This window comes from Stenotrophomonas mexicanensis, from assembly GCF_032911605.1.
In the GTDB taxonomy this organism is placed as follows: domain Bacteria; phylum Pseudomonadota; class Gammaproteobacteria; order Xanthomonadales; family Xanthomonadaceae; genus Stenotrophomonas; species Stenotrophomonas maltophilia_A.
The window spans coordinates 22,123-44,199 of sequence record NZ_JAWJTG010000021.1 but is presented as its reverse complement, the minus strand read 5'-3'; the positions used below and the strand labels follow the sequence as shown (position 1 = coordinate 44,199).

Below are 22,077 nucleotides of genomic sequence, written 5' to 3'. Positions count from 1 at the left end.
ATGGCGGCCGCGCAGGGGGCCCCGCACTGGGCCGACATCGGCGAATCCACCTCGGTGGCCGGCGTGCTGTTCCTGTGCTGGGTGCACCGCTGGTTCGGGCGCTGGCCGTTCCGCCTGTGCGTGTGGCCGGTGGTGGCCTGCCATTGGCTGGGCAACCGCGTCGGCCGCCAGGCGTCGATGCAGTACCTGCAGCGGCTGCAGGCATACAGCGGCGTGCTCGGCCGCACGCCGACCCGGGGTGACAGCCTGCGCCATTTCTTCGCCTTCGCCGATACGATGCTGGACAAGATCCTCGGCCTGGGCGGGCGCTATCCGGCCGAACGCATCCACCTGCATCGCGACCTGGTGCTGGAGAAGATCGCGCGCCGCGAAGGCGGGCTGATCCTCACCGCGCACATCGGCTGCCTGGAGCTGTGCCAGGTACTGGCCGAACAGGTGCCGGGGTTCCGCATCACCGTGCTGGTGCACACCGCGCATGCGCAGCGCTTCAACCGCCTGCTGCAGCGGCTGGACCCGCTGGCGGCGGTGGAGTTGGTGCAGGTAACCGAAATGGGCCCGGCCACGGCAGTGATGCTGGCAGAGCGCGTGGCGGCCGGTGGCTTCGTCGCCATCGTCGGCGACCGCACGCCGGTGCAGGGCGGCCGCAGCGTCACCGCCGATTTCCTTGGCCACCGCGCGCCGTTCCCGATCGGTGCCTACGTGCTCGCCGCCGCGCTGGGCTGCCCGGTCTACACGATGGCCTGCCTGCACCAGGGCGAGGGTTATCGCGTTGCGTTTGAACAGTTCGCCGAACGCATCGTGCTGCCGCGTGGCTCGCGCGATGCCGCACTGGCCGAACAGGCACAGCGCTTCGCGCGCTGGCTGGAACTCCAGGTCATCCAGTCCCCGTTGGACTGGTTCAACTTCTTCCCCTTCTGGGATCAGGCTCTGCATGACGACTGACGCCGTACCCGTGTGCCGCTTTGGCGATGCACCGTTGACCATTGAAGACGTGGTTGCTCTGGCCCAGCGCCAGTGCGAGGCCGCACTGAGCGACGCGCCGGCGTTCCGCGCGCATATCCAGCGCGGTGCCGACTTCCTCGACCGCCTGCTGCGCGAGGACGGCGTGATCTATGGCGTGACCACCGGCTACGGTGACTCGTGCACGGTGAACATCCCGCCGGCGCTGGTGGCTGAGCTGCCGCACCACCTGTACACCTACCACGGCTGTGGCCTGGGCCGTTACCTGGACCCGGTCGAGACCCGTGCGGTACTGGCCGCGCGCCTGGCGTCGCTGGTGCGCGGCATGTCCGGTGTCAGTGTGCCGCTGCTGGAAGGCCTGGCCACGCTGCTGCAGCACGATGTACTGCCGATGATTCCGGCCGAAGGCTCGGTCGGTGCCAGTGGCGACCTGACCCCGCTGTCGTACGTGGCCGCTGTGCTGTGCGGCGAGCGCGAGGTGCTGCACGACGGCCGCGTGCAGCCGGCGGCGGATGTGCTGGCGAAGATCGGCATGACCCCGCTGAAGCTGCGGCCGAAGGAAGGCCTGGCGATCATGAACGGTACCGCCGTGATGACCGGCCTGGCCTGCCTGGCCTGGCAGCGCGCCGATTACCTGGCGCGCATGGCCACGCGGCTGACTGCGTTCAACGTGCTGGCCAGCGACGGCAACGCGCATCACTTCGACGAAACCCTGTTCTCCGCCAAGCCGCACCCGGGCCAGGGCCGCATCGCCGCGCGCCTGCGCAGCGACCTGCACAGCGAGCGTCCGCCGCGCAATGAACAGCGCCTGCAGGACCGTTACTCGCTGCGCTGCGCGCCGCATGTGATCGGCGTGCTGGAGGACAGCCTGCCGTTCCTGCGCCAGCTGATCGAAACCGAACTGAACAGCGCCAACGACAACCCGCTGATCGATGCTGACGGCGAGCGCATCCTGCACGGCGGTCATTTCTACGGCGGCCACGTCGCGCTGGCGATGGACACCCTGAAGAACACCGTGGCCAACGTCGCCGATCTGCTCGACCGGCAGCTGGCGCTGGTGGTCGATGCCCGTTACAACCATGGCCTGCCGGCCAACCTGTCGGCGGCCACTGGCCCGCGCGCGGCCATCAACCATGGCCTGAAGGCGCTGCAGATCAGCGTTTCGGCGTGGACCGCCGAAGCGCTGAAGCAGACCATGCCGGCCAGCGTGTTTTCGCGTTCCACCGAGTGCCACAACCAGGACAAGGTCAGCATGGGCACCATCGCCGCGCGCGATTGCCTGCGCGTGATCGAGCTGACTGAACAGGTGGTGGCCGCGATGCTGATCGCTGCCCGCCAGGGCCTGGCGCTGCGCGAACGGGTTGGCATGAACGCGCAGCTGCATGGCAGTCTGGCCGACATGTACGCCGACCTGGGGCAGCGCATCGCCCTGGTTGAAGAAGACCGCGCGCTGGATCGCGAACTGCGGGAACTGCTGGTGGAGATCCGCGCGCAACGTTGGGAGCTGTATGCCGGTGAATGAAGCAATCGAACGGGCCGGCGAGATTTCGCTGACCCCGGCCTTCCATGACTGCGATCCGATGAACGTGGTCTGGCATGGCAACTACTTCAAGTACTTCGAGATCGCGCGCTGCGCGCTGCTCGGGCGCTACGACTACGACTACCCGCAGATGCTCGAATCGGGCTACCTGTGGCCGGTGGTCGATGCCCGGGTGAAGTACGTGCGCCCGCTGCTGTTCAACCAGGCCTTGCGCGTGATCGCGCGCATCGTGGAATGGGAGAACCGGCTGAAGATCGAGTACGAGATTCTCGATGCGCAGAGCGGCCAGGTGCTGACCCGCGCGATGACCATCCAGGTTGCGGTGGACGCGGCCAGCAAGGAAATGCTGTACCAGTGCCCGCCGGTGCTGTGGGAACGCCTGGGAGTGCCTGCGCCATGAACCGAGCGAACCGTTTCGCCCGTGCGTTGCTGTGCGCGCTGCTGCTGGTGGCCGCACCGCTGGTGCAGGCGGCCGACCCCGCCATCGATGCGATCACCCAGGCGGTGGCCCGGCCGGATGTGCTGCGTGGCCAGTTCAGCCAGGAAAAGCAGGTCAGCGGCTTCAAGAACCCGCTGCGTTCTCAGGGCCGGTTCGTGGTCGCGCGCCAGCACGGCGTGATCTGGTCCACGCTCAAGCCGTTCCCCTCCGAGGTGGTGGTCACCGCCGACCGCATCCTCAGCCGCCAGCGCGATGGCAGCACCCGCGTCGAACTCGATGCACGGCAGCAACCGGCGATGCGTTCGGTGAACGCGATCATGTTCGCGCTGATGAGTGGCGACGTGCAGGCGCTGTCCAGCCAGTTCAACGTGGCGGCCAGCCGTGAAGGGCAGGGCTGGCGGCTGCGGCTGACGCCGAAGTCGGCGATGCTGGCCAAGGCGTTCCAGTCGCTGACCCTGCAGGGTGACCGCTACGTGCGCCAGGTCGAGATCGTCGAGGCCAACAAGGACCGCACGCAGATCCAGTTCAGCGCATTGAGCGAGGCACCGGCCACGCTCAATGCCGACGAGGCCCGCCGCTTTGAGTGAGGCCGCGGCATCGAACGCACCGGACCGGTTGCGGCGCTGGTGGCACTGGCTGGGCATCGCCTGGCTGCTGGTGCTGGTGGTACTGGGCGCGCAGCAGTGGCACCTGTGGAGCCAGCAATCGCGGATCGACACCGACATCCTCGCCCTGCTGCCGCAGGATGCACACGACCGCCTGTTGAGCGATGTCACCCGGCGCATTGCCGATGGCAGTTCGCGGCAGGTGGTGGTGCTGCTGGGCAGCAAGGACGGCGCTGCCGCCAAGCGTGCGCAGGCCGCGTTTGCTGCAGCCATGGCCAAGGACGCCGATCACGCCCTGCTGGTACCCAGCGGCTCGATCGAAGGCTGGTTCGATGAGGCGCGCGCGTTCTACGCGCCGTACCGTGACCGCCTGCTGACCCCGGCCCAGCGCGAGCAGCTGCAGGGCAGCGAGCCGGGCGCGTTGGCCGAACAGGCGTTGGCCGCGCTGTACGGCCCGATGGGCGCGCCGCGCCTGACCGACTGGCGGCAGGACCCGTTGTCGCTGTGGCCGCAGTGGTGGCAGCAGCAGGCGCAGGGTTCAGGGCTGCGGCTGGGTGATGACGGCCTGCTCGAAGCCGAGGACAAGCATTGGGCCGCGCTGCAGTTCGACACGCCGGGTTCGGCGTTCCAGCTCGACGGCGAACGCCATCTCGATGGCCTGCTGGAACGTGCCGGGCAGGCAGCAAAAGCGGCCGCTCCGGATCTGGAGATCCTGCATGCCGGCGTGCCACTGCACGCCGAAGCGGCCGCGGTGCAGGCCAACCAGGAGATCAACACCATCGGTTGGGGGTCGCTGGCGGCGGTGCTGCTGCTGGTGTGGCTGGCATTCCGCTCGCTGCGGCCGATCCTGCTGGTGGCCGCCTCGCTGCTGATCGGCTGTGGTGTGGCGCTGGCGGTGACCGTGCTGGTGTTCGGCAAGGTGCACGTGCTGACTCTGGTGTTCGGTGCATCGCTGGTGGGCGTGGCCGAGGATTACGGCATTCATTGGTTCGCCTCGCGCCAGGCCGAGCCGGCCGATCGTCGCTGGAAACTGCTGCGGCATCTGCTGCCTGGCCTGTGGCTGGCCCTGCTGACCAGTGCGCTGGCCTACCTGGCATTGGGCCTGGCCCCGTTCCCGGGCCTGCGCCAGATGGCGCTGTTCTCGGTGGTCGGTCTAGCTGCCGCCTTCCTCACGGTGATCTTCTGGTTCCCGTGGCTGGATGGTGGCGAGATCCGCCAGACCCGCTTCTCGCAGTGGCTGGGCAACACGCTGGAGCGTTTCCCGCGCCTGCATGGCCGCCGCGCGGTGACGATGTTCGTGGTGATCACGCTGACACTGTCTGCCGTCGGCATCGCGCGCCTGCAGAGCAACGACGACCTGCGCAGCCTGCAGTCGTCGCCGCCGGCATTGATGGCGCAGCAGATCCGCCTGAGCCAGTTGCTGGGCATGCCCAGCCCGGCGCAGTTCTACCTGGTGCAGGGTGCCGATGCCGCGCAGCTGCTGCAGCGCGAAGAAGCACTGACCGAGCGCCTGCGTGTATTGGCCAACGACAAGCGCATTGGTGGCTATCGCGCGATCAGCGATTGGCTGCCGTCGCCGTCGCGCCAGCAGGCCGATGCCGCGCTGACCGCGAGGGTGGAACCCGGCGTGCTGTCGGCCGTGTCCGAGGCCGTGGGCGAGCCGCTGCAGCGACCGCAGTTCGCGGCCGCACCACTCAGCGCCGAAGCGTTCCTGGCCTCGCCGGCCTCGCAGCCGTTCCGTCACCTGTGGGTGGGTGAGGTCGGTGGGCAGATGATCAGCGTGGTGATGGTCGATGACCTGTCGCGCGCCGATGCGCTGGCCACCCTGCAGGGCGCGGCCGAAGGCCTGCCGGGCGTGCGCTGGGTGGATCGCACCGCCGACTTCTCCACGCTGCTGGGCCACTACCGCAAGCTGATGGGTGGGCTGCTGCTGGTCGGCATCGCGCTGGTGTTCGGCGCGCTGTGGCTGCGCTACCGCCGCCAGGCCTGGCGCGTGTTCGCACCGACCCTGATCGCCGGTGCCTTGACCCTGGGCCTGCTGGGCCTGTTCGGCCAACCGCTGCAGCTGTTCAACGTACTGGCACTGATGCTGCTGCTGGGCATGGGCATCGACTACGGCATCTTCCTGATCGAGCACCGTGGCGATGCCAGCGCCTGGCTGGCAGTGTGCGTGGGCGCGGCCAGCACCTGGTTGTCGTTCGGCCTGCTGGGCCTGTCGCAGACCCCGGCGCTGCGCGCGTTCGGCCTGACCCTGCTGTTCGGCATCGGCCTGGTCTGGCTGATCTCGCCGCTGTTCCGGCCGCCGCCGCACGATCTGCCGCCGGCCTGAGCCTGTTTTCCGACTTCCTTCTTTCCACTTGATCGAGCAACAAGGACGCACCGATGAATACTGCTGTGGATGCTGTCGAACGTACTGAAATCCTGATCATCGGTGCCGGCCCGGCCGGCTCCGTGGCGGCGGCGATGCTGCGCCAGCAGGGCCGCCAGGTGCTGATGCTGGAGCGCCAGCAGTTCCCGCGTTTCTCCATCGGTGAAAGCCTGCTGCCGCAGAGCATGGAGTACATCGAGGCTGCCGGCCTGTTGCAGGACGTGGTCGAAGCGGGCTTCCAGCACAAGAACGGCGCGGCCTTCGTGCATGGCGAGGCGCGCACCGCGTTCGACTTCAGGAAGAAGTTCTCGCCGGGTTGGGGCACGACCTACCAGGTGCAGCGCGCCGACTTCGACAACGTGCTGGCGCGCGGTGCCGAGCGCATGGGCACCACGCTGCGCTTCGGCGATGAAGTGCTTGCGGTCGAGCCGGGCGAGCAGCCGGCGGTGACCGTGCGCCGTCCGGACGGCAGCGAGTACCGCATCGAAGCCGATTTCATCCTCGATGCATCCGGTTTCGCACGCCTGCTGCCGCGCCTGCTGCAGCTGGAATCGCCGTCCAACTTCCCGGTGCGCGGCGCGATCTTCTGCCACGTGCGCGACAACATTCCGGCCGAAGCGGACTTCGATCGCAACAAGATCCTGATCACCACCCATCCCGAGCACATCGACGTCTGGTACTGGACGATCCCGTTCTCCAACGGCTGCTGCTCGCTGGGCGTGGTCGCCGAGCCGTCGTTCTTCGAACGCTACGAAGGCGACGACCTGCAGAAGCTGCAGGCCATCGTTGGCGAGGACCCCAACCTGACCCGGCTGCTGGCCAACGCCGAATGGGCGGTGCTGCCGGTGCGTCGCATCACCGGTTACTCGGCCAATGTCAGCTCGTTGTGGGGCCCGGGCTACGCCCTGCTGGGCAATGCCGGCGAGTTCCTTGATCCGGTGTTCTCCTCCGGCGTCACCATCGCCTTCAAGTCCGCGCAGCTGGCCAGCGAATGCCTGGCGCGCCGCTATGCCGGTGAAACCGTCGACTGGGAAGCTGAATTCTCGATCCCGCTGCGTGCCGGCGTGAAGACCTTCCGCCGCTTCGTTGAAAGCTGGTACGAGGGCGGCTTCCAGAAGATCATCTACCACCCGCAGCAGCAGCCCGAAGTACGCGACATGATCAGTTCCATCCTGGCCGGCTACGCCTGGGACACCAACAACCCGTATGTGGCCGACGAAAGCGGCCGCCGCATGCGCGTGCTGGAGCAGCTGTGCAGCGCCTGATCGCCCGTACCGCGGCCGTGCTGCTGTGCCTGCTGCTGGCCGCCTGTGCCGGCCGCATGCCCAAGCCATTGGTGGAACTGCCGCCGCTGCGCCTGTCGCCGACCAGCCTGCCGGCGCCGCTGGCATTGCAGCAGCAGCTGCATTTCCGTTTCGGTACGCATGAGCGCGACCTGGATGCTCTGCTGGAAGCCGATGCGCAGCAGGTGCAGCTGGCGGTGCAGGCGATGGGCCAGACCGGCGTGCGCCTGCAGTGGGACGGCCAGCAGCTGACCCAGCAGCGCGCACCGTGGCTGCCGCCGCAGGTGCGTGCCGAGCGCGTGCTGGATGACCTGCAGTTCGCGCTGTGGCCGACCGCGGCCATTGCCGCCGCGTTGCCGGCCGGTTGGCAGGTGAGCGATGACGGCCGGCAGCGCAGCCTGTCGCGCGACGGCACGGTGTGGCTGCAGCTGCAGCGCCTGGACGATGGCAGCGTGCAGCTGGACAACCGCGCCGAAGGCTATGCGCTGCGCATCGAATCGATCGACATGGCCGGGCAGGACCGATGAGTGCACCGATCTACCTGAACGACCTGGGCGTAGTCTGCGCGCTCGGCGATGGCCGCGCCGCGGTCGCGTCGGCGATGTTCGCCGATGTGCCGGGCGGGCTCAGCGACAACGACAGCCTGCTGCCGGGGCGCACCCTGGCGCTGGGAGAGGTGCGCACGCCGCTGCCGGCGCTGGAGGACCTGCCGGTGGCCCTGCGCGGGCGCAACAACGCCCTGCTGGACGTGGCACTGGCGCAGATCGCACCGACGGTGGCCGCCGCGATCGCCCGCCATGGTGCCGAGCGCGTGGCGGTGGTGCTGGGCACCAGCACCTCGGGCATCGGTGAATCCGAGCAGGCCCTGCGCGGCCACGCCGAACAGGGCCAGTGGCCGCAGGGCTTCGATTACGCCCAGCAGGAAATGGGCACCGCCGCGCAGTTCGTGCGCCAGCGCAGTGGTGCACAGGGGCCGGCGTGGACCCTGTCCACCGCCTGCTCGTCCAGCGCCAAGGCGCTGATGTCGGCCGCGCGCATGCTGCGCGCCGGCATCGTCGATGCGGTGATTGCCGGCGGTGCCGATTCGCTGTGCCGCTTCACCGTGGCCGGCTTCAGCGCGTTGGAATCGGTGTCGGCACTGCGCTGCAATCCGTTCTCGCAGCACCGCGCCGGCATCAACATCGGCGAGGGCGCCGCGCTGTTCCTGCTTACCCGCGAGCCGGGTCCGGTGTGCCTGGCCGGGTGGGGCGAATCGGCCGATGCCCATCACATGTCCGCCCCCGATCCGCAGGGGATGGGGGCCATCGACGCCCTGCAGCAGGCGCTGCTGCGCGCCGGCTGGGGCGCCGACGAAGTGGATTACGTGAACCTGCATGGCACCGCCACCGGGCACAACGATGCGATGGAAAGCCTGGCGGTCTCGCAGGTGCTGGGCAACGGCGTGCCGGCCAGTTCGACCAAGCCGCTGACCGGCCATACGCTGGGTGCCTCGGGCGCGATCGAGGCGGCGTTGTGCTGGATCCTGCTGGCCGAGAACCCACAGCAGCAGCTGCCGCCGCACTGGTGGGACGGCGTGCCCGACCCCGCACTGCCGGTGCTGCCGCTGGTCGCGCCGGGCTCCTGCCTGGTGCAGGCGCCGCGGCGGGTGCTGAGCAATTCGTTCGCCTTCGGCGGCAGCAATGCCGTGCTGGCACTGGAGCGTCGATGAACACGCTGTACGCGATCGAAGACGTGGTGCCGCATCGCCAGGACATGTGCCTGCTGGAGTGCATCACGCAGTGGGACCAGGACGCCATCGAGGCCGAACTGGTGGTGCCCGAGGCCGGCCTGTTCGTCGAGGATGGCCAGGTGCCGGCATGGGTCGGCATCGAATACATGGCGCAGGCCATCGCGGCCTGGGCCGGCTGCCGCGCGCGTGCGGCCGGCAAGCCGCCGCAGCTGGGCTTCCTGCTCGGCAGCCGCCGCTACAGCAGCGCGCGCAGCAGCTTCCCCAGCGGTTCGCGGCTGCGCGTACAGGCGCGCTGCGAGCTGTTGGGTGACAATGGATTGGGGATGTTCGCCTGCCGCATCCTGGCGGGCGAGGACGAATGGGCGACAGCCAACGTGTCGGTGTTCGAACCGGCCGACGCGACGGCCTATCTGGAGAGTGGACAGGCATGACAGGGAATCGAAGCGTGCTGGTGACCGGCGCCAGCCGGGGCATCGGCCGGGCCATCGCGCTGCGCATCGCGCGCGATGGCTTCGACGTGGTGGTGCATTGCCGCAGCCGCCTGGAAGAAGCACAGGCCGTGGTGGCCGAGATCCAGGCCTTGGGCCAGCAGGCCCGCGTGCTGGCGTTCGACGTAGCCGACCGCGAGGCCGCACGCGCCGCGCTGGAGGCCGACGTCGAAGCGCATGGCGCGTACTACGGCGTGGTCTGCAATGCCGGTATTGCCCGTGATGGCGCCTTCCCGGCGCTGTCGGCGGAGGATTGGGACCAGGTCATCCACACCAACCTGGATGGCTTCTACAACGTGCTGCATCCGCTGATCATGCCGATGGTGCGGCGGCGCAAGCCGGGCCGCATCGTCACCCTGTCGTCGGTGTCCGGGCTGGCCGGCAACCGCGGCCAGGTCAATTACAGTGCCGCCAAGGCCGGCATCATCGGTGCCACCAAGGCGCTGGCGCTGGAACTGGCCAGCCGCCAGATCACCGTCAACTGCGTGGCCCCGGGCCTGATCGAGACCGAAATGCTCAACGATGAAGTGATCGAACACGCGCTCAAGCTGATTCCCGCCGGCCGCGTCGGTCGTCCCGACGAAGTGGCGGCCACGGTGGCGTTCCTGCTGTCCGAGCCGGCCGGCTACATCACCCGCCAGGTGATCTCGGTGAACGGAGGCATGCTCTGATGGCTGCCGATCATCGCGTGGTGGTCACCGGTGCCGCTGCCATCAGTCCGCTCGGCCACGACTGGCCCACCATCGAAGCGCACCTGCGCAGCTGCTGCAATGCCGTGCGCACGATGCCCGAATGGGATGTCTATGCCGGCCTGAACACCAAGCTGGCCGCGCCGGCGCAGGACTTCGAGCTGCCGCCGAACTACAACCGCAAGACCACCCGCTCGATGGGCAAGGTCGCGATCATGTCGGTGCGCGCCACCGAGGTGGCACTGCGCGAGGCTGGCCTGCTCGAGCACCCGGTGCTGCGCAGTGGCCGTACCGGCGTGGCCTACGGTTCGTCCTCGGGCAGCCACGAGGCCACCGGTGAATTCGGCCGCATGCTCAACGAGTTCACCACCGACGGCATCAGTGCCACCACCTACCTGAAGATGATGAGCCACACCGCGCCGGTCAACATCGGTGTGTTCTTTGGTTTGTCCGGGCGCGTCTACACCACCTCCAGTGCCTGCACCTCGGGCAGCCAGGGCGTGGGCGCGGCCTACGAAGCGATCCGCAGCGGCAAGCAGACGGTGATGGTGGCTGGCGGTGCAGAGCAGCTCGATGCCACTGCCGCGGCAGTGTTCGACACCCTGTTCGCCACCAGCGTGCGCAATGATGCGCCGCAGACCACGCCGCGCCCGTTCGATGCCGGCCGCGATGGCCTGGTGCTGGGCGAGGGTGCCTGTACGCTGATCCTGGAAGACCTGGAGCACGCGCAGGCACGTGGCGCCACCATCCTTGCCGAGGTGGTCGGCTACGGCACCAACAGCGATGGCCAGCACGTCACCCAGCCCAGTGCCGACACCATGGCCCAGGCCATGCGCCTGGCGCTGGAGGATGCCGGGCTGGACGCGGCGCAGATCGACTACGTCAACGCCCACGGCACCGCCACCGACCACGGTGACATCGCCGAGACCCAGGCCACCGCGCAGGTGTTCGGCAGCCGCATGCCGATCAGCTCGCTGAAGAGCTACGTCGGCCACATGCTGGGCGCCTGTGGTGCGTTCGAGGCCTGGATGAGCATCGAGATGATGCGCGCCGGCTGGTTCGCGCCCACCCTGAACCTGGCCGAGGTCGATCCACGCTGCGGCCAGCTCGACTTCATCACCGGGCAGGGCCGTGAACTGCAGGCCGAGTACGTGATGAGCAACAACTTCGCCTTCGGTGGCATCAACACCTCGCTGGTGTTCCGCCGCTGGCGCGAGTGATCCACCGCCCCACCGCCGCTGTTCCCGCAACCTACCCGCACCCTCGACAAGGAGATGTTCCGATGCGCCGCACCCTGATGATCGCCACGGCCACCGCACTGCTGGCCCTGGCCTCCACCGCTTCTGCCCGCGATACCCGCGTGGAGCAGTCCCTGCAGGAACTGGTCAGTTCGCAGGCTGCCAAGGACGCCGGCATCGACGGCAGCGTCCGCTTCTACCTGGCCGGCCAGCCGGTCAGCGTGCAGCAGCGCCTGGGCGAAGACGTGACCAACAAGAAGACCAACGCCGCCAACAAGAGCGATGCCGAGGCCTGCCGCTGGGTCGCGCTGTCGGCGCTGCGCGCGCTGCAGGACGGTGCCAAGTCGCGCGGCGCCAACGCCGTGGTCGACATCGTCAGCTACTACAAGAAGAACGAGTTCAAGAGCAGCACCAACTACGAATGCTATGCCGGTGCGATCCTCGCCGGTGTCGCGCTGAAGGGCACCTACGCCAAGGTCAAGTAAGCGCCCGTGTGGCGGCGGCGTTGGCTGAACGCCGCCGCCACATTGCTGAATCCTGCCGGGGAAACGCCGCCGATCACGCCGCCATCGTCGGCTGACGGCTTTCCCCGGTGTCGGCTTTCCGACACAATCATGGCTCTTCCCGGGTTATCGTCCCGCGGACATGCACGCCTACGTCTATAAAAGCCAACTCAAGCCGGACACCTACGTCTACGTTCCCCGTCGCGATGATTTCAGCGCGCTGCCTGCGCCGCTGCTCACCTCGCTGGGGACGCTCGCCTTCGTCCTGGACGTGGCCCTGGATGCCCAGCGCCGCCTGGCCCAGGCCGATCCGGAAAAGGTCCGCAGCGAAATGAGCGAGCGCGGGTTCTACCTGCAGGTGCCGCCGTCGGTGGCCAGCCTGATGCCGCGCCACTATGACTGACACGTCCCGTCCGCGCGCCCTGTCGATCGCCTTCGCCGTGGGTGCCGTACTGGCGCTGGGCGCCGCCGTGGGCGGCTTTCCGGGCGCCATCCTTGCGGCACTGGCGCAGCCGGCGTTCGCGCTGGGTGTGTCGTGGTGGCGTCGCAGCCGAGCGCTGCTGCCGCTGAAGATCGTCGCGCGCCAGGACCTGCCGGCGCTGCTGGCGTTGTGGACGGCAGCGCCGCTGTTGCTGGCGCTGCTGCTGGCCTGGCCGCTGGCGGCGCTGCGTGACAGCGGCAGCCTGGCCGCGGTGCTGGGCCTGAGCGTGCTGGTCAGTGCCGGCCTGCTGGCGGCCTGGCGCACCTGGCCGCTGTGGAACGATGTCGAACGCCTGGATGGCAATCTCGCCCAGCATTGGCAGGCGCTGGCCGGACGCGACCTGACCGCCTGGCGCGGTCTCGGTGTCGCCGCGCTGGTGATCGCGCTGGCCGCGCTGGTGGTGCTGCCGGCCTGGCCGGGCCTGTTGCCGGAAGGCTCGCGCTGGCCCGCCACGCTGGCGGTGGTGCTGCTGTCTCCCGTACTGCACTTGCTGCTGCAGCGGGTGGCGCCGGCACCCTTGGTGTCGCTGCGCGCGAGCCCGTTGGCCAGCGCCGGCAACGAGCACGAACCGATGTTCGCCGCTGCGGTCGAAACCGCGCCGCTGGAGGCGATGGCGCCGCAGGAGCTGACCCCGGCCCTGTATGAAGCCGCCCGCCATGGCCGCATCGACCGGGGCCTGCAGCTGCTGCAGGCCGGTGCCGATCCGTATGCGCTGCCGGACCCGAACTGGCGCGACCAGCGCAGCCTGGCGGTGCTGGCGGCGGTGCTGCCGGACCTGCGCCTGCTGCGCGAACTGATCGCCCGCGGCGTCGATGTGAATGCGCCGCACCGGGGCATGACCCCGCTGCTGGCCGCCACCCGCGACAGCTGGCACGGCCGTCCCGAAGCGGTGATGACCCTGCTCGCCAACGGTGCCGATTCGCGTGCCATCGACAGCGATGGCAACACCCCGCTGCACCATGCGGCGCGCAGTTCCGACCCGGGCGTGGCCGCGCTGCTGCGCGATGCCGCCGCCGAAGTCGACGCGCTGAACAACGAGGGCTGGTCGCCGCTGGCCGTGGCCTGCCAGGTCGGCAACTGGCGCCTGGCCCGCTTCCTGCTCGAACGCGGTGCGCGCAGCGAACCGGCCGAAGGCACCCCGGTGTTGCTGGCCGCGGCCGCCACCGAAGACGACGATCCGGCCGGCGTGCAGCTGCTGCTCAAGCACAAGGCGCGGGCTGACGCGCGTGATCGCCAGCGCCGCAGCGCGCTGCATGAGGCCGCACTGGCTGGCCACGTCGAGATCATCGGCGTGCTGCTGGGTGCCGGTGCCAATCTGGAAGCGCGCGATGCGCTGGGCCGTACGCCGTGGCTGGAAGCGGCCCGTGCCGGTCGCGCTGCCGTGGTCGAGCATCTGCTGCCGCACAAGCCGGATCTGGTTGCGGTGGACGGCGAAGGCCGCAATGCGGTGCAGCTGGCGGCGATGGCCGAGGATGTCTCGCCATTGCTGATCAAGCGCCTGGTCGAGCTGGGCATCGCCGCCGATGCCACCGATCCGGTTGGCCGCCGTGCGGTGGACTACGCCGCCGAAGCCGGTCGCTGGGCGATTGTGGCCCTGCTGGACCCGTCCTATCCGTTGCCGGCCGCCGTCAGTGATGGCCTGGCCGAGCGCGGCGAAGCCGCCAGCGCCAGTGGCCTGCTGCCGGACCGTCCGCCGCTGACCCTGCTGCGCGAAGCGCTGGGCTTCGGCAACACCGATGGCATGGCCGCGCTGGCCAAGCTGTGCCAGCCGGAAGAACTGGGTGGCCTGCTGCTCGATCCGGAACTGGCACTGGAGCCGCGTGCGGTCGATTGGCTGCTGGGCCACGGCGCCGATCCCTACGTGCGTGACGCCTGCTCCGACACGCCGATGTTCGCGCTGCTGTCGCGCGGCATCGATGCGGTGCCGGCGCTGCAGGTCATGCTGCAGCGCGGCCTGTCGCCGGCCGGACGCGGTGGCCTGGCGCGCTTCCTTGCCGCCTGCGCACAGCACGATCAGGCCGCCCGCGGCCTGGAGCAGCTGGCGCTGGAACTGCTGGAACGTGGTGCCGATCCGTTCGCGGCCTCGCCGGCGGGTGACCCGCCGTTGTCGCTGGCAGTGCGCCTGGGCTGGCTGCGCCTGCAGCAGGCCCTGCTCAAGGCCGGTGTCGATCGTGAAGCGCGTGACAGCCATGGCATGACCGCATTGCATCTGGCCACCGCATTGGCCCGCGAAGGCGCGCTGAAGCTGCTGGTGCAGCACGGTGCCTCGCCGGAAGCACGTGCCGCCGATGGGCAGACGCCGCTGGGCGTGGCGCTGTCGATCGGTCGCCGTGACCTGGCCGACTGGCTCGACTGGCGGGTGTGGCCGTTGCCGCGCCGCACCCTGCGCGAGGCCGATCTGCCGGCCGCTGCGATGGCCGGTGACGTCGATGCGGTGCGCCGCCTGATCGATCTGGGATTTGCCGTCGACGCAGTCGACGCACAGGGCTGCACCGCGCTGCTGCGTGCGGCCGGTGGTGGCCATCTGGCAGTAACCGACCTGCTGCTGGCACGCGGCGCCGATCCGCAGCACGCCGCTGCCAGTGGTGCGACGCCGCTGTCGGCGGCGGTCAGCATGCGCCAGGTGGACATCGTTTCGGCCCTGCTCGACGCCGGCGCCAAGCTGGAACACCGCCTGCCGGGCGGCGTGACCGTGCTGATGCTGGCCTCGGCGCTGGGCCTGCCGGACATCGTCGCGCGCCTGCTCACCGCCGGTGCCGACGTGCATGCCGGTGACGCGCAGCAGCTGGGCCCGCTGCACTGTGCCGCGCTGTACGGTTTCAGTGCCCGCGACCGCTCGCGCCTGCTGGCCCTGCTCGACACCCTGCTGCTGGCCGGTGCCGAACCGGACCAGGCCGCCGCCGGTTCGGTCACGCCGCTGCTGCTGCTGCTGGGTGCGCGTGCCGAGCCGGGTACCGCCTGCGACGAGCAGGTGGTGATGGCGGCGGTAGAGCGCCTGCTGGACGAGGACGTGAGCCTGGACGTGCGTGATCCTCGTGGCTTCGGCCCGCTGCATCTGGCTGCCCTGCACGGCCTGCCGCTGCTGGTGCAGCGCCTGTTGCGCGCCGGTGCCGATCCGGAAGTGCGCGACAGCCTCAACCGCAGCCCGCGCGAGATCGCGGTGATGCGTGGCTTCATCGACGTTGCCGGCGAGTTCGAACCGCGCGTGCCGGGCGTTTCGTCGATGGCGCGGTTCCTGCGCGACAACGGCTGATCCCTGGAAATGGGTAGTGCCGGCCGCTGGCCGGCAACCTCATGAAACCTCCGGGATCCCGAGGCTGCCGGCCAGCGGCCGGCACTACCGCAATCTGTGGTGGGTGCCGACCGTTGGTCGGCACGCCTACTTGCCGTCGCTTTCCGCGTCGGCCTCGAACAGGTGCATCAGGTCGTTGCGTGCATCGCGCGAGGTCTGGATCACCGCCGCCTCGTCGTCGTACACCAGGTACTGGTCGCGCAGCAGCTGCTCGTCGTGCTCGCGGAAGCGCTGCACGTGGCGTTCGGCCACTTCAGGTGCAACACCCAATGCAGTCAGCACGCGCCCGCTCATTTCCAGGCTGGTGCCGAACACTTCGCGGAACGGCTCGGCCGACATGTCCATCAGGCGCCACGCATGCTGGCGGTTGCGTGCACGCGCCAGCACCTTCGCGTCCGGGTACAGCCGGCGCACCATGCGCACTGCACGCAGGTTGGTCTCCGGGTCGTCCACGGTGATCACGAACACATCGATGTGCTCGCCGCCGGCCGCGCGCAGCATCTCTGGCCGGGTCGGGTCGCCGTAATACAGCTGGTTGCCGAAGCGGCGCAGGTCGGCCACGGTGTCCGGATTCGCTTCCAGCGCCACGAACGGCACCTTCTGCGCGGTCAGCAGGCGCGCGATGACCTGGCCGAAGCGGCCCATGCCGGCGATCAGCACCTTCGGCCGGTTGTCCGGCGCCACCTTGTCGGCCTCGGCTGCCTCGCGCGGCGTTGCCTTCTCCTGGCCGAGCAGCTTGAGCAGCGCGATCATCAGCAGTGGCGTGATCGCCATCGACAGGCCGACGATCGCCACCAGGCGGTCATGGTTGGCGTTGCCCAGCAGGTGCGCGCGCTGCGCTTCGTTGAACACCACGAAGGCGAACTCGCCGCCCAGCCACAGCACGCTGCCCAGTAGCAGCGAGTGCCGTGAACTGAGCTTTGCGATGCGCCCGATCACGTACAGCAGGCTGAATTTGACCACCAGCAGGATCGCCACGCCGGCGGCGATCAGCCACGGCTCGGCAACGATGCGGTCGACGTCGATGCCCATGCCCACCGCAATGAAGAACAGGCCCAGCAGCAGCCCCTTGAACGGCTCGATCTGCGCTTCCAGTTCGTGCCGGAACTCCGAATCGGACAGCAGCACGCCGGCCAGGAACGCGCCCAGGCTGGGGCTGAGGCCGGCCTCCTGCATGAACCAGGCGGTGCCCAGCACCACCAGCAGTGCGGTCGCGGTGAATACTTCCGGGCTGCGGGTACGCGCGATGATGCCGAACACCTTGCGCAGCACCGGTCGCCCGCACAGGATCACCACCGCCAGCGCGCCGAGGGCCACGGCGGCGTCTTCCCAGCGCAGGGTCTCGTTCTTTACCCCGCCCAGCAGCGGGATGGCCGCCAGCAGCGGAATCGCGATCAGGTCCTGGAACAGCAGGATGGCGAACCCGAGTCGGCCATGGTCGCTGTTGATCGCCTTGTGTTCTGACAGCAGCTGCAGGCCGACCGCGGTGGACGACAGCGCCAGTGCCACGCCCACCACCAGTGCGCTCTTCCATTGGAAATGGTCGAGCAGCAGCAGGCCGCCCAGCACCAGCCCGGACAGCGCCACCTGTGCCGCACCGGCACCAAACACCGAGCGCCGCATCACCTTCAGGCGGGCCGGCGACAGTTCCAGACCGATCACGAACAGCAGCATCACCACGCCGATCTCGGCGGCGCCGAGGATGCGGTCGGCGTCCTGCACAAAGCCCAGCCCGTCCGGGCCCAGCACCACACCGGCCGCCAGATAGCCCAGCACCGCGCCGAAGCCGAACTTCTTGAACACCGGCACGGCGATGACCGCCGCCAGCAGCAGCACCAGGGCCAGTTCCAGACCACCGCTATGCATGGGAATACCTGGTCATCGGAGAAGCCCGCGGTGCGTCCGTTCGGGTGGGGGAAGGGGAGGCGAGTGCCACCGCGTCATTATGCGCGCCGGCCCGTGTATGCACGAGAACAACCTGCCGGGCAGGCGCCCTGCGCAAGGCTGCCGGGTTGACCTGCATGGCCCACGGGTCCAGACTGCCCGCCGCTGGCGGCGCGTCCGTCGGCATACGCATCCCGGAGTCCCCAACCCATGTCCAGCGACAGTAGAAGTCGACCTCGTTCGACGCCAGCGATGGCCACCGCCTGACATCGGGACGGTTTGCCTGCGTTGGCGTTGCGCGAGGTCGCACCCCCACAAGGCAAAACCGATGAACCAGAAGCAATTGCTGCGCCCGGTGGCCGATGCCGCCGCACTGGCCGCACCGCTGGCGAACTACAACACCGCCGACGCGGTGGAATTCCTCAATACGCTGGAACTGACCCGCGCCGCGGAAACGCTGGCGGCGCTGCCGTTGCCGCGCGCGGTGAAGATGCTCGAAGCGCCGGAGCTGCACCGCAGTGGCGAACTGGTGGCCGCGCTGCCGCCGGCGCGGGCTGCGGCGCTGCTGGGACTGATGGCCGATGACCGCGCCACCGACATCGTCCACGAGCTGGATGAGGAAGAACGCGCGCGGCTGATCCCGCTGCTGGGCACCGACGCCCGCCAGGCCATCCAGAAGCTGCTCAGCTACCCGCCCAACACTGCCGGTGCGCTGATGACCACCGAGTACGTGGCGGTGCCTGCCAGCTGGACCGTGGCCCAGACCCTGCAGCACATCCGCCAGGTCGAGCGCACCCGCGAGACGGTGTACGCGATCTACGTGCTGGAGCCGGCTAGCCAGCAGCTGCAGCAGGTGGTGACCATGCGCCGGCTGATCACCGGCCTGCCCGAGGAATCGATCCTGGATGTGGCCCAGGTCAATCCGCCGGTGACGGTGGATGCGCTGATGGACCAGGAGGAAGTGGCGCGGCTGATCCGCCGCCACGACCTGCTGGCGATCCCGGTGGTCGACGACCAGCAGCAGATGCTTGGCATCGTCACCGTGGACGATGTGCTCGATGCGCTGATCGAGGAATCCACCGAGGACGCGCACAAGTTCGGCGGCATGGAGGCACTGGACAAGCCCTATATGCAGATCGGCTTCTTCGAGATGCTGCGCAAGCGCGCCGGCTGGTTGAGCGTGCTGTTCCTGGGTGAGATGCTGACCGCGAGCGCGATGCAGCACTACGAGGATGAACTGGCGCGCGCCGTGGTGCTGACCCTGTTCATTCCGCTGATCATGAGTTCGGGCGGCAACTCCGGCTCGCAGGCCACCTCGCTGCTGATCCGCAGCCTGGCACTGCGCGAACTGCGCCTGCGTGACTGGTGGAAGGTGGCCCTGCGCGAAGTGCCCACCGGCATGGTGCTGGGCGCGATCCTTGGCTGCCTGGCCATCGTGCGCATCGTGATCTGGCAGCTGGGCGGCCTGCACGACTACGGCGAACACTGGATCCTGCTGGCGATCACCATCGGCGCGGCATTGGTCGGCATCGTCACCTTCGGTTCGCTGTCCGGCTCGATGCTGCCGTTCATCCTGAAGCGGTTCGGCTTCGACCCGGCCAGCGCTTCGGCGCCGTTCGTGGCCACCCTGGTGGACGTGACCGGCCTGGTGATCTACTTCAGCATCGCCGCGATGATCCTGCACGGCACGCTGCTGTAAGTCGGAACCATCGTGCTCCGGTAGGTGCCGACCTTGGTCGGCACGCAGAACAAAAAGGGGACGGAGGGGATTAAGTCGTTCAAGGCACATGAGGCACAAACGACTTAATCCCCTCCGTCCCCTTTTTTGGGTACCGTAGGCGCATGAGTACCTACCACCTGCAGTCCGTGTTTCGTCCGCAGTCGGTCGCGGTGATCGGCGGCAGCCCACGTGAGCGTTCGGCCGGGCGCGCGGTGATGCGCAACCTGCGCGGTACCGGCTTCCCTGGCAAGGTGGCGTGGATCAACCCGCGGCATGCCGAGATCGATGGCATCCGCACGATCAAGCGGTTGAAGGATCTGGACTGGGTACCGGACCTGGTCGTCATCACCGCACCGGCGGCGATCGTGCCGCAGGTAGTGCGTACCGCCGCCGAACGCGGCGTGCAGGCCGCGATCATCCTCACCGCGCACCTGGGCGAAGGCCCGGGCTCGTTGTCGGAACAGGTGGAAACGGTGGCGCGCAAGCACGGCCTGCGCATCCTTGGCCCGCACTGCCTGGGTGTGATCGCACCGCATGCGCGGCTCAATGCCAGCATCGCCGCGCACTTCCCGCAGGCCGGTGACCTCGCGCTGATCTCCGAATCCTCGGCCATTGCCGCTGCGCTGGTGGAATGGGGTGTGGCGCGCTCGGTCGGCTTCTCCGCCGTGGTCTCGCTGGGCGACACGATGGACGTCGACTTCGGCGACCTGCTCGATTACTTCGCCACCGACTACCGTACCCGCGCCATCCTGCTCTACGTCGAGCAGATCAAGGATGCGCGCAAGTTCATGTCGGCTGCGCGTGCCGCCGCCCGTGCCAAGCCTGTAGTGGTAGTGAAATCCGGTCGCGCCGAGCGCGTGCAGCCGGGCAGCCGCGATACCCATGTGCAGGCGCTGGCCCGCGCCGACGATGTCTACGGTGCGGCGTTCAACCGTGCCGGCCTGCTGCGCGTGAGCGCGCTGGATGAGCTGTTCACCGCCGCCGAGTCGCTGGGACGGCTGGGGACGTTCCCCGGCCGACGCCTGGCCATCCTCAGCAACGGTGGCGGCGTTGGCCGCCTTGCGGTGGACCAGCTGATCGCATTGCGTGGCACGCTGGCCAACCTGTCCGACAGCACGGTGGAGAAGCTTGACGCGGTGCTGCCGCAGGGCTGGTCGCGCAGCAATCCGGTCGACATCGTGGTTGACGCGGATGGTGATCGCTATGCCGCGGCCATCGAAGCGCTGCTGGCCGACAACGAGAACGACGCGGTGATGGTGGTCAATGTGCCGACCGCATTCACCTCGTCGGCCGACGCCGCACAAGCACTGACCCGCACACTGGGCCTGCGCCCACGCCATCACCGCGACAAGCCGGTCTTCGCGGTGTGGCTGGGCAACGACGACCAGGCCACGGCCACGCTCAACGCGGCACGCGTCCCGACCTACCCGACCGAGGCCGAAGCCGTACGCGGCTTCCAGCACCTGGTGCGCTACCGCGAGGCGCAGAACGCGTTGATGGAAACGCCGCCCAGCCTGCCGCAGGATTTCAGTGTCGACACGGCCGCCGCGCGCGCACTGGTCGATGCCGCACTGGCCAACGGCCAGCAGTGGCTGGACCCGCTGGCCACCCATGAACTGCTCAAGGCCTATGGCATTCCGTCCGCGCCGGTGATGCATGCGCGTGATGCGCACGAAGCGATGGATCTGGCACAGCCGCTGCTGGAGCGCGGTGCCACTGTCGCACTGAAGATCCTGTCGCCGGACATTCCGCACAAGTCGGAAGTGGATGGCGTGCGCCTGAACCTGTCCACGCTGCCGGCGGTGCAGAGCGCGGCCAACGCGATCCTGTCGCGCGCACGCCAGCTGCGGCCGGATGCACGCATCGATGGCCTGCTGGTACAGCCGACCATCGTCCGCCCGAAGGCGCGCGAACTGATCGTCGGCATCGCCGATGACGCGACGTTCGGCCCGGTGATCGTGGTCGGTCGCGGCGGCACTGCCGTCGAAGTGATCAATGACAAGGCGCTGGCGCTGCCGCCGCTGGACCTGCGCCTGGCCCACGAGCTGATCGGCCAGACCCGCGCCTCGCGCATCCTCAAGGCCTACGGCGATGTGCCCGCCGCCGACGAGCGTGCACTGGCACTGGCGCTGGTGAAGCTGGCACAACTGGCTGCCGATATCCCCGAAGTGCGCACGTTGGACATCAACCCGCTGCTGGTCGACGGCAAGGGCATCCTCGCCCTCGACGCCCGCGTGGCGGTGGCGCCGTCGCGCATCCTGCACAAGGGCCGCGGCCACCCGCGTTTCTCGGTGTTCCCGTACCCGAAAGAGTGGGAGCGCACCATCGAGCTGTCCGATGGCGGCCGTGCCTTCGTGCGCCCGGTGCGGCCGGAGGACGACGCACTGTTCCGTGCGTTCTTCGCCCGCGTCAGTGACGAGGATCTGCGCCTGCGTTTCTTCCAGTCGGTGAAGCACTTCAGCCACGAGTTCATCGCGCGCCTGACCCAGCTCGATTACGCACGCTCGATCGCGCTGGTGGCGATCGAACCGCGCAGCGGCGAAATGCTGGGCGCGGTACGCCTGCACGCCGATGCCGATTACCACCGTGGCGAGTACGGCATCCTGATCCGTTCGGACCTGAAGGGCCACGGCATCGGCTGGCGGTTGATGGCGATCATGATCGAGTACGCCAAGTGGCTGGGCCTGGACGTGGTCGAAGGCCAGGTGCTGCGCGAGAACAGCACCATGCTGGCGATGTGCCAGAGCCTGGGCTTCAAGACCAGGCTGGATCCGGATGACCCGACGGTGATGATGGTGACCCTGCCGGTGCAGCAGGTCGAGGTGCCGGCACCGGACTTGTAGAGTCGAGCTTGCTCG

General features: G+C 68.8%; 17 protein-coding genes. 16 read left to right on the top strand and 1 reads right to left on the bottom strand.

What is annotated here, in order from left to right; genetic code table 11:
- The 14 genes from R1L06_RS10865 (at position 1) to R1L06_RS10800 (ending at position 15,576) form a co-directional block, all read left to right on the top strand.
- Positions 1-942 carry a lysophospholipid acyltransferase family protein gene (locus R1L06_RS10865; protein ID WP_317217701.1) on the top strand — a complete coding sequence of 314 codons (942 nt, stop codon included), beginning with the start codon at positions 1-3 and terminating at the stop codon, positions 940-942.
- The gene (locus R1L06_RS10860) at positions 932-2,482 is read left to right on the top strand and encodes an HAL/PAL/TAL family ammonia-lyase (RefSeq protein WP_317217700.1); all 1,551 of its coding nucleotides are present in this window, start codon (positions 932-934) and stop codon (positions 2,480-2,482) included. Before R1L06_RS10865 ends, R1L06_RS10860 begins: the two co-directional genes overlap by 11 nt.
- Positions 2,469-2,900 (top strand): acyl-CoA thioesterase, encoded by a 432-nt coding sequence (locus R1L06_RS10855; RefSeq protein WP_071228589.1) that lies wholly within the window; start codon positions 2,469-2,471, stop codon positions 2,898-2,900. Before R1L06_RS10860 ends, R1L06_RS10855 begins: the two co-directional genes overlap by 14 nt.
- Complete coding sequence (locus tag R1L06_RS10850; RefSeq protein WP_107433483.1) at positions 2,897-3,526, top strand: outer membrane lipoprotein carrier protein LolA; 630 nt, start codon at positions 2,897-2,899, stop codon at positions 3,524-3,526. Before R1L06_RS10855 ends, R1L06_RS10850 begins: the two co-directional genes overlap by 4 nt.
- Positions 3,498-5,873 carry an MMPL family transporter gene (locus R1L06_RS10845; protein WP_317217699.1) on the top strand — a complete coding sequence of 792 codons (2,376 nt, stop codon included), beginning with the start codon at positions 3,498-3,500 and terminating at the stop codon, positions 5,871-5,873. Before R1L06_RS10850 ends, R1L06_RS10845 begins: the two co-directional genes overlap by 29 nt.
- A 53-nt stretch (positions 5,874-5,926) precedes the next feature.
- A complete protein-coding gene (locus tag R1L06_RS10840; protein WP_032129172.1) occupies positions 5,927-7,177 on the top strand; it encodes an NAD(P)/FAD-dependent oxidoreductase in 1,251 nt (416 codons plus the stop codon).
- Positions 7,165-7,722, top strand: coding sequence for a DUF3261 domain-containing protein (locus R1L06_RS10835; RefSeq protein WP_317217698.1), 558 nt, complete (start codon positions 7,165-7,167; stop codon positions 7,720-7,722). Before R1L06_RS10840 ends, R1L06_RS10835 begins: the two co-directional genes overlap by 13 nt.
- Positions 7,719-8,903 carry a beta-ketoacyl-[acyl-carrier-protein] synthase family protein gene (locus R1L06_RS10830; RefSeq protein ID WP_317217697.1) on the top strand — a complete coding sequence of 395 codons (1,185 nt, stop codon included), beginning with the start codon at positions 7,719-7,721 and terminating at the stop codon, positions 8,901-8,903. The genes R1L06_RS10835 and R1L06_RS10830 overlap by 4 nt, the downstream gene beginning before the upstream one ends.
- Positions 8,900-9,355: a hotdog family protein gene (locus tag R1L06_RS10825; RefSeq protein WP_317217696.1), complete on the top strand. Its 456-nt coding sequence runs from the start codon at positions 8,900-8,902 to the stop codon at positions 9,353-9,355. The genes R1L06_RS10830 and R1L06_RS10825 overlap by 4 nt, the downstream gene beginning before the upstream one ends.
- On the top strand, positions 9,352-10,083 hold the full coding sequence (locus tag R1L06_RS10820; RefSeq protein ID WP_057497835.1) for a 3-ketoacyl-ACP reductase FabG2: 732 nt from the start codon (positions 9,352-9,354) through the stop codon (positions 10,081-10,083). Before R1L06_RS10825 ends, R1L06_RS10820 begins: the two co-directional genes overlap by 4 nt.
- Positions 10,083-11,321: a beta-ketoacyl-ACP synthase gene (locus tag R1L06_RS10815; RefSeq protein WP_317217695.1), complete on the top strand. Its 1,239-nt coding sequence runs from the start codon at positions 10,083-10,085 to the stop codon at positions 11,319-11,321. Before R1L06_RS10820 ends, R1L06_RS10815 begins: the two co-directional genes overlap by 1 nt.
- Before the next feature lie 62 nt (positions 11,322-11,383).
- Positions 11,384-11,824: a hypothetical protein gene (locus R1L06_RS10810; RefSeq protein WP_010482305.1), complete on the top strand. Its 441-nt coding sequence runs from the start codon at positions 11,384-11,386 to the stop codon at positions 11,822-11,824.
- Between the two features lie 160 nt (positions 11,825-11,984).
- Positions 11,985-12,245, top strand: coding sequence for a YcgL domain-containing protein (locus R1L06_RS10805; RefSeq protein ID WP_010482302.1), 261 nt, complete (start codon positions 11,985-11,987; stop codon positions 12,243-12,245).
- Positions 12,238-15,576, top strand: a complete 3,339-nt coding sequence (locus R1L06_RS10800) for an ankyrin repeat domain-containing protein (RefSeq protein WP_317217694.1) — start codon at positions 12,238-12,240, stop codon at positions 15,574-15,576. Before R1L06_RS10805 ends, R1L06_RS10800 begins: the two co-directional genes overlap by 8 nt.
- Positions 15,577-15,702: 126 nt before the next feature.
- On the opposite strand, the gene R1L06_RS10795 is transcribed toward R1L06_RS10800, so the two are convergent.
- Complete coding sequence (locus R1L06_RS10795; protein WP_317217693.1) at positions 15,703-17,481, bottom strand: monovalent cation:proton antiporter-2 (CPA2) family protein; 1,779 nt, start codon at positions 17,479-17,481, stop codon at positions 15,703-15,705.
- Between the two features lie 346 nt (positions 17,482-17,827).
- Here R1L06_RS10795 and mgtE point away from each other — a divergent pair, with 346 nt between their 5' ends.
- Both mgtE and R1L06_RS10785 read left to right on the top strand, forming a co-directional pair.
- Positions 17,828-19,198: a magnesium transporter gene (mgtE, locus tag R1L06_RS10790; RefSeq protein WP_317217692.1), complete on the top strand. Its 1,371-nt coding sequence runs from the start codon at positions 17,828-17,830 to the stop codon at positions 19,196-19,198.
- A 143-nt stretch (positions 19,199-19,341) separates the two neighbouring features.
- Positions 19,342-22,062 carry a bifunctional acetate--CoA ligase family protein/GNAT family N-acetyltransferase gene (locus tag R1L06_RS10785; RefSeq protein ID WP_317217691.1) on the top strand — a complete coding sequence of 907 codons (2,721 nt, stop codon included), beginning with the start codon at positions 19,342-19,344 and terminating at the stop codon, positions 22,060-22,062.
- Positions 22,063-22,077 lie beyond the last annotated feature (15 nt).

Bases quoted from the DNA above. Each gene is read 5' to 3' on its own strand.
- R1L06_RS10810 (WP_010482305.1), top strand. From the start codon at position 11,384: ATGCGCCGCACCCTGATGATCGCCACGGCCACCGCACTGCTGGCCCTG.
- R1L06_RS10860 (WP_317217700.1), top strand. From the start codon at position 932: ATGACGACTGACGCCGTACCCGTGTGCCGCTTTGGCGATGCACCGTTG.
- R1L06_RS10855 (WP_071228589.1), top strand. From the start codon at position 2,469: ATGCCGGTGAATGAAGCAATCGAACGGGCCGGCGAGATTTCGCTGACC.
- R1L06_RS10850 (WP_107433483.1), top strand. From the start codon at position 2,897: ATGAACCGAGCGAACCGTTTCGCCCGTGCGTTGCTGTGCGCGCTGCTG.
- R1L06_RS10785 (WP_317217691.1), top strand. From the start codon at position 19,342: ATGAGTACCTACCACCTGCAGTCCGTGTTTCGTCCGCAGTCGGTCGCG.
- R1L06_RS10820 (WP_057497835.1), top strand. From the start codon at position 9,352: ATGACAGGGAATCGAAGCGTGCTGGTGACCGGCGCCAGCCGGGGCATC.
- R1L06_RS10845 (WP_317217699.1), top strand. From the start codon at position 3,498: ATGCCGACGAGGCCCGCCGCTTTGAGTGAGGCCGCGGCATCGAACGCA.
- R1L06_RS10805 (WP_010482302.1), top strand. From the start codon at position 11,985: ATGCACGCCTACGTCTATAAAAGCCAACTCAAGCCGGACACCTACGTC.
- R1L06_RS10800 (WP_317217694.1), top strand. From the start codon at position 12,238: ATGACTGACACGTCCCGTCCGCGCGCCCTGTCGATCGCCTTCGCCGTG.
- mgtE (WP_317217692.1), top strand. From the start codon at position 17,828: ATGAACCAGAAGCAATTGCTGCGCCCGGTGGCCGATGCCGCCGCACTG.
- R1L06_RS10830 (WP_317217697.1), top strand. From the start codon at position 7,719: ATGAGTGCACCGATCTACCTGAACGACCTGGGCGTAGTCTGCGCGCTC.
- R1L06_RS10815 (WP_317217695.1), top strand. From the start codon at position 10,083: ATGGCTGCCGATCATCGCGTGGTGGTCACCGGTGCCGCTGCCATCAGT.
- R1L06_RS10840 (WP_032129172.1), top strand. From the start codon at position 5,927: ATGAATACTGCTGTGGATGCTGTCGAACGTACTGAAATCCTGATCATC.
- R1L06_RS10795 (WP_317217693.1), bottom strand. From the start codon at position 17,481: ATGCATAGCGGTGGTCTGGAACTGGCCCTGGTGCTGCTGCTGGCGGCG.
- R1L06_RS10865 (WP_317217701.1), top strand. From the start codon at position 1: ATGGCGGCCGCGCAGGGGGCCCCGCACTGGGCCGACATCGGCGAATCC.
- R1L06_RS10825 (WP_317217696.1), top strand. From the start codon at position 8,900: ATGAACACGCTGTACGCGATCGAAGACGTGGTGCCGCATCGCCAGGAC.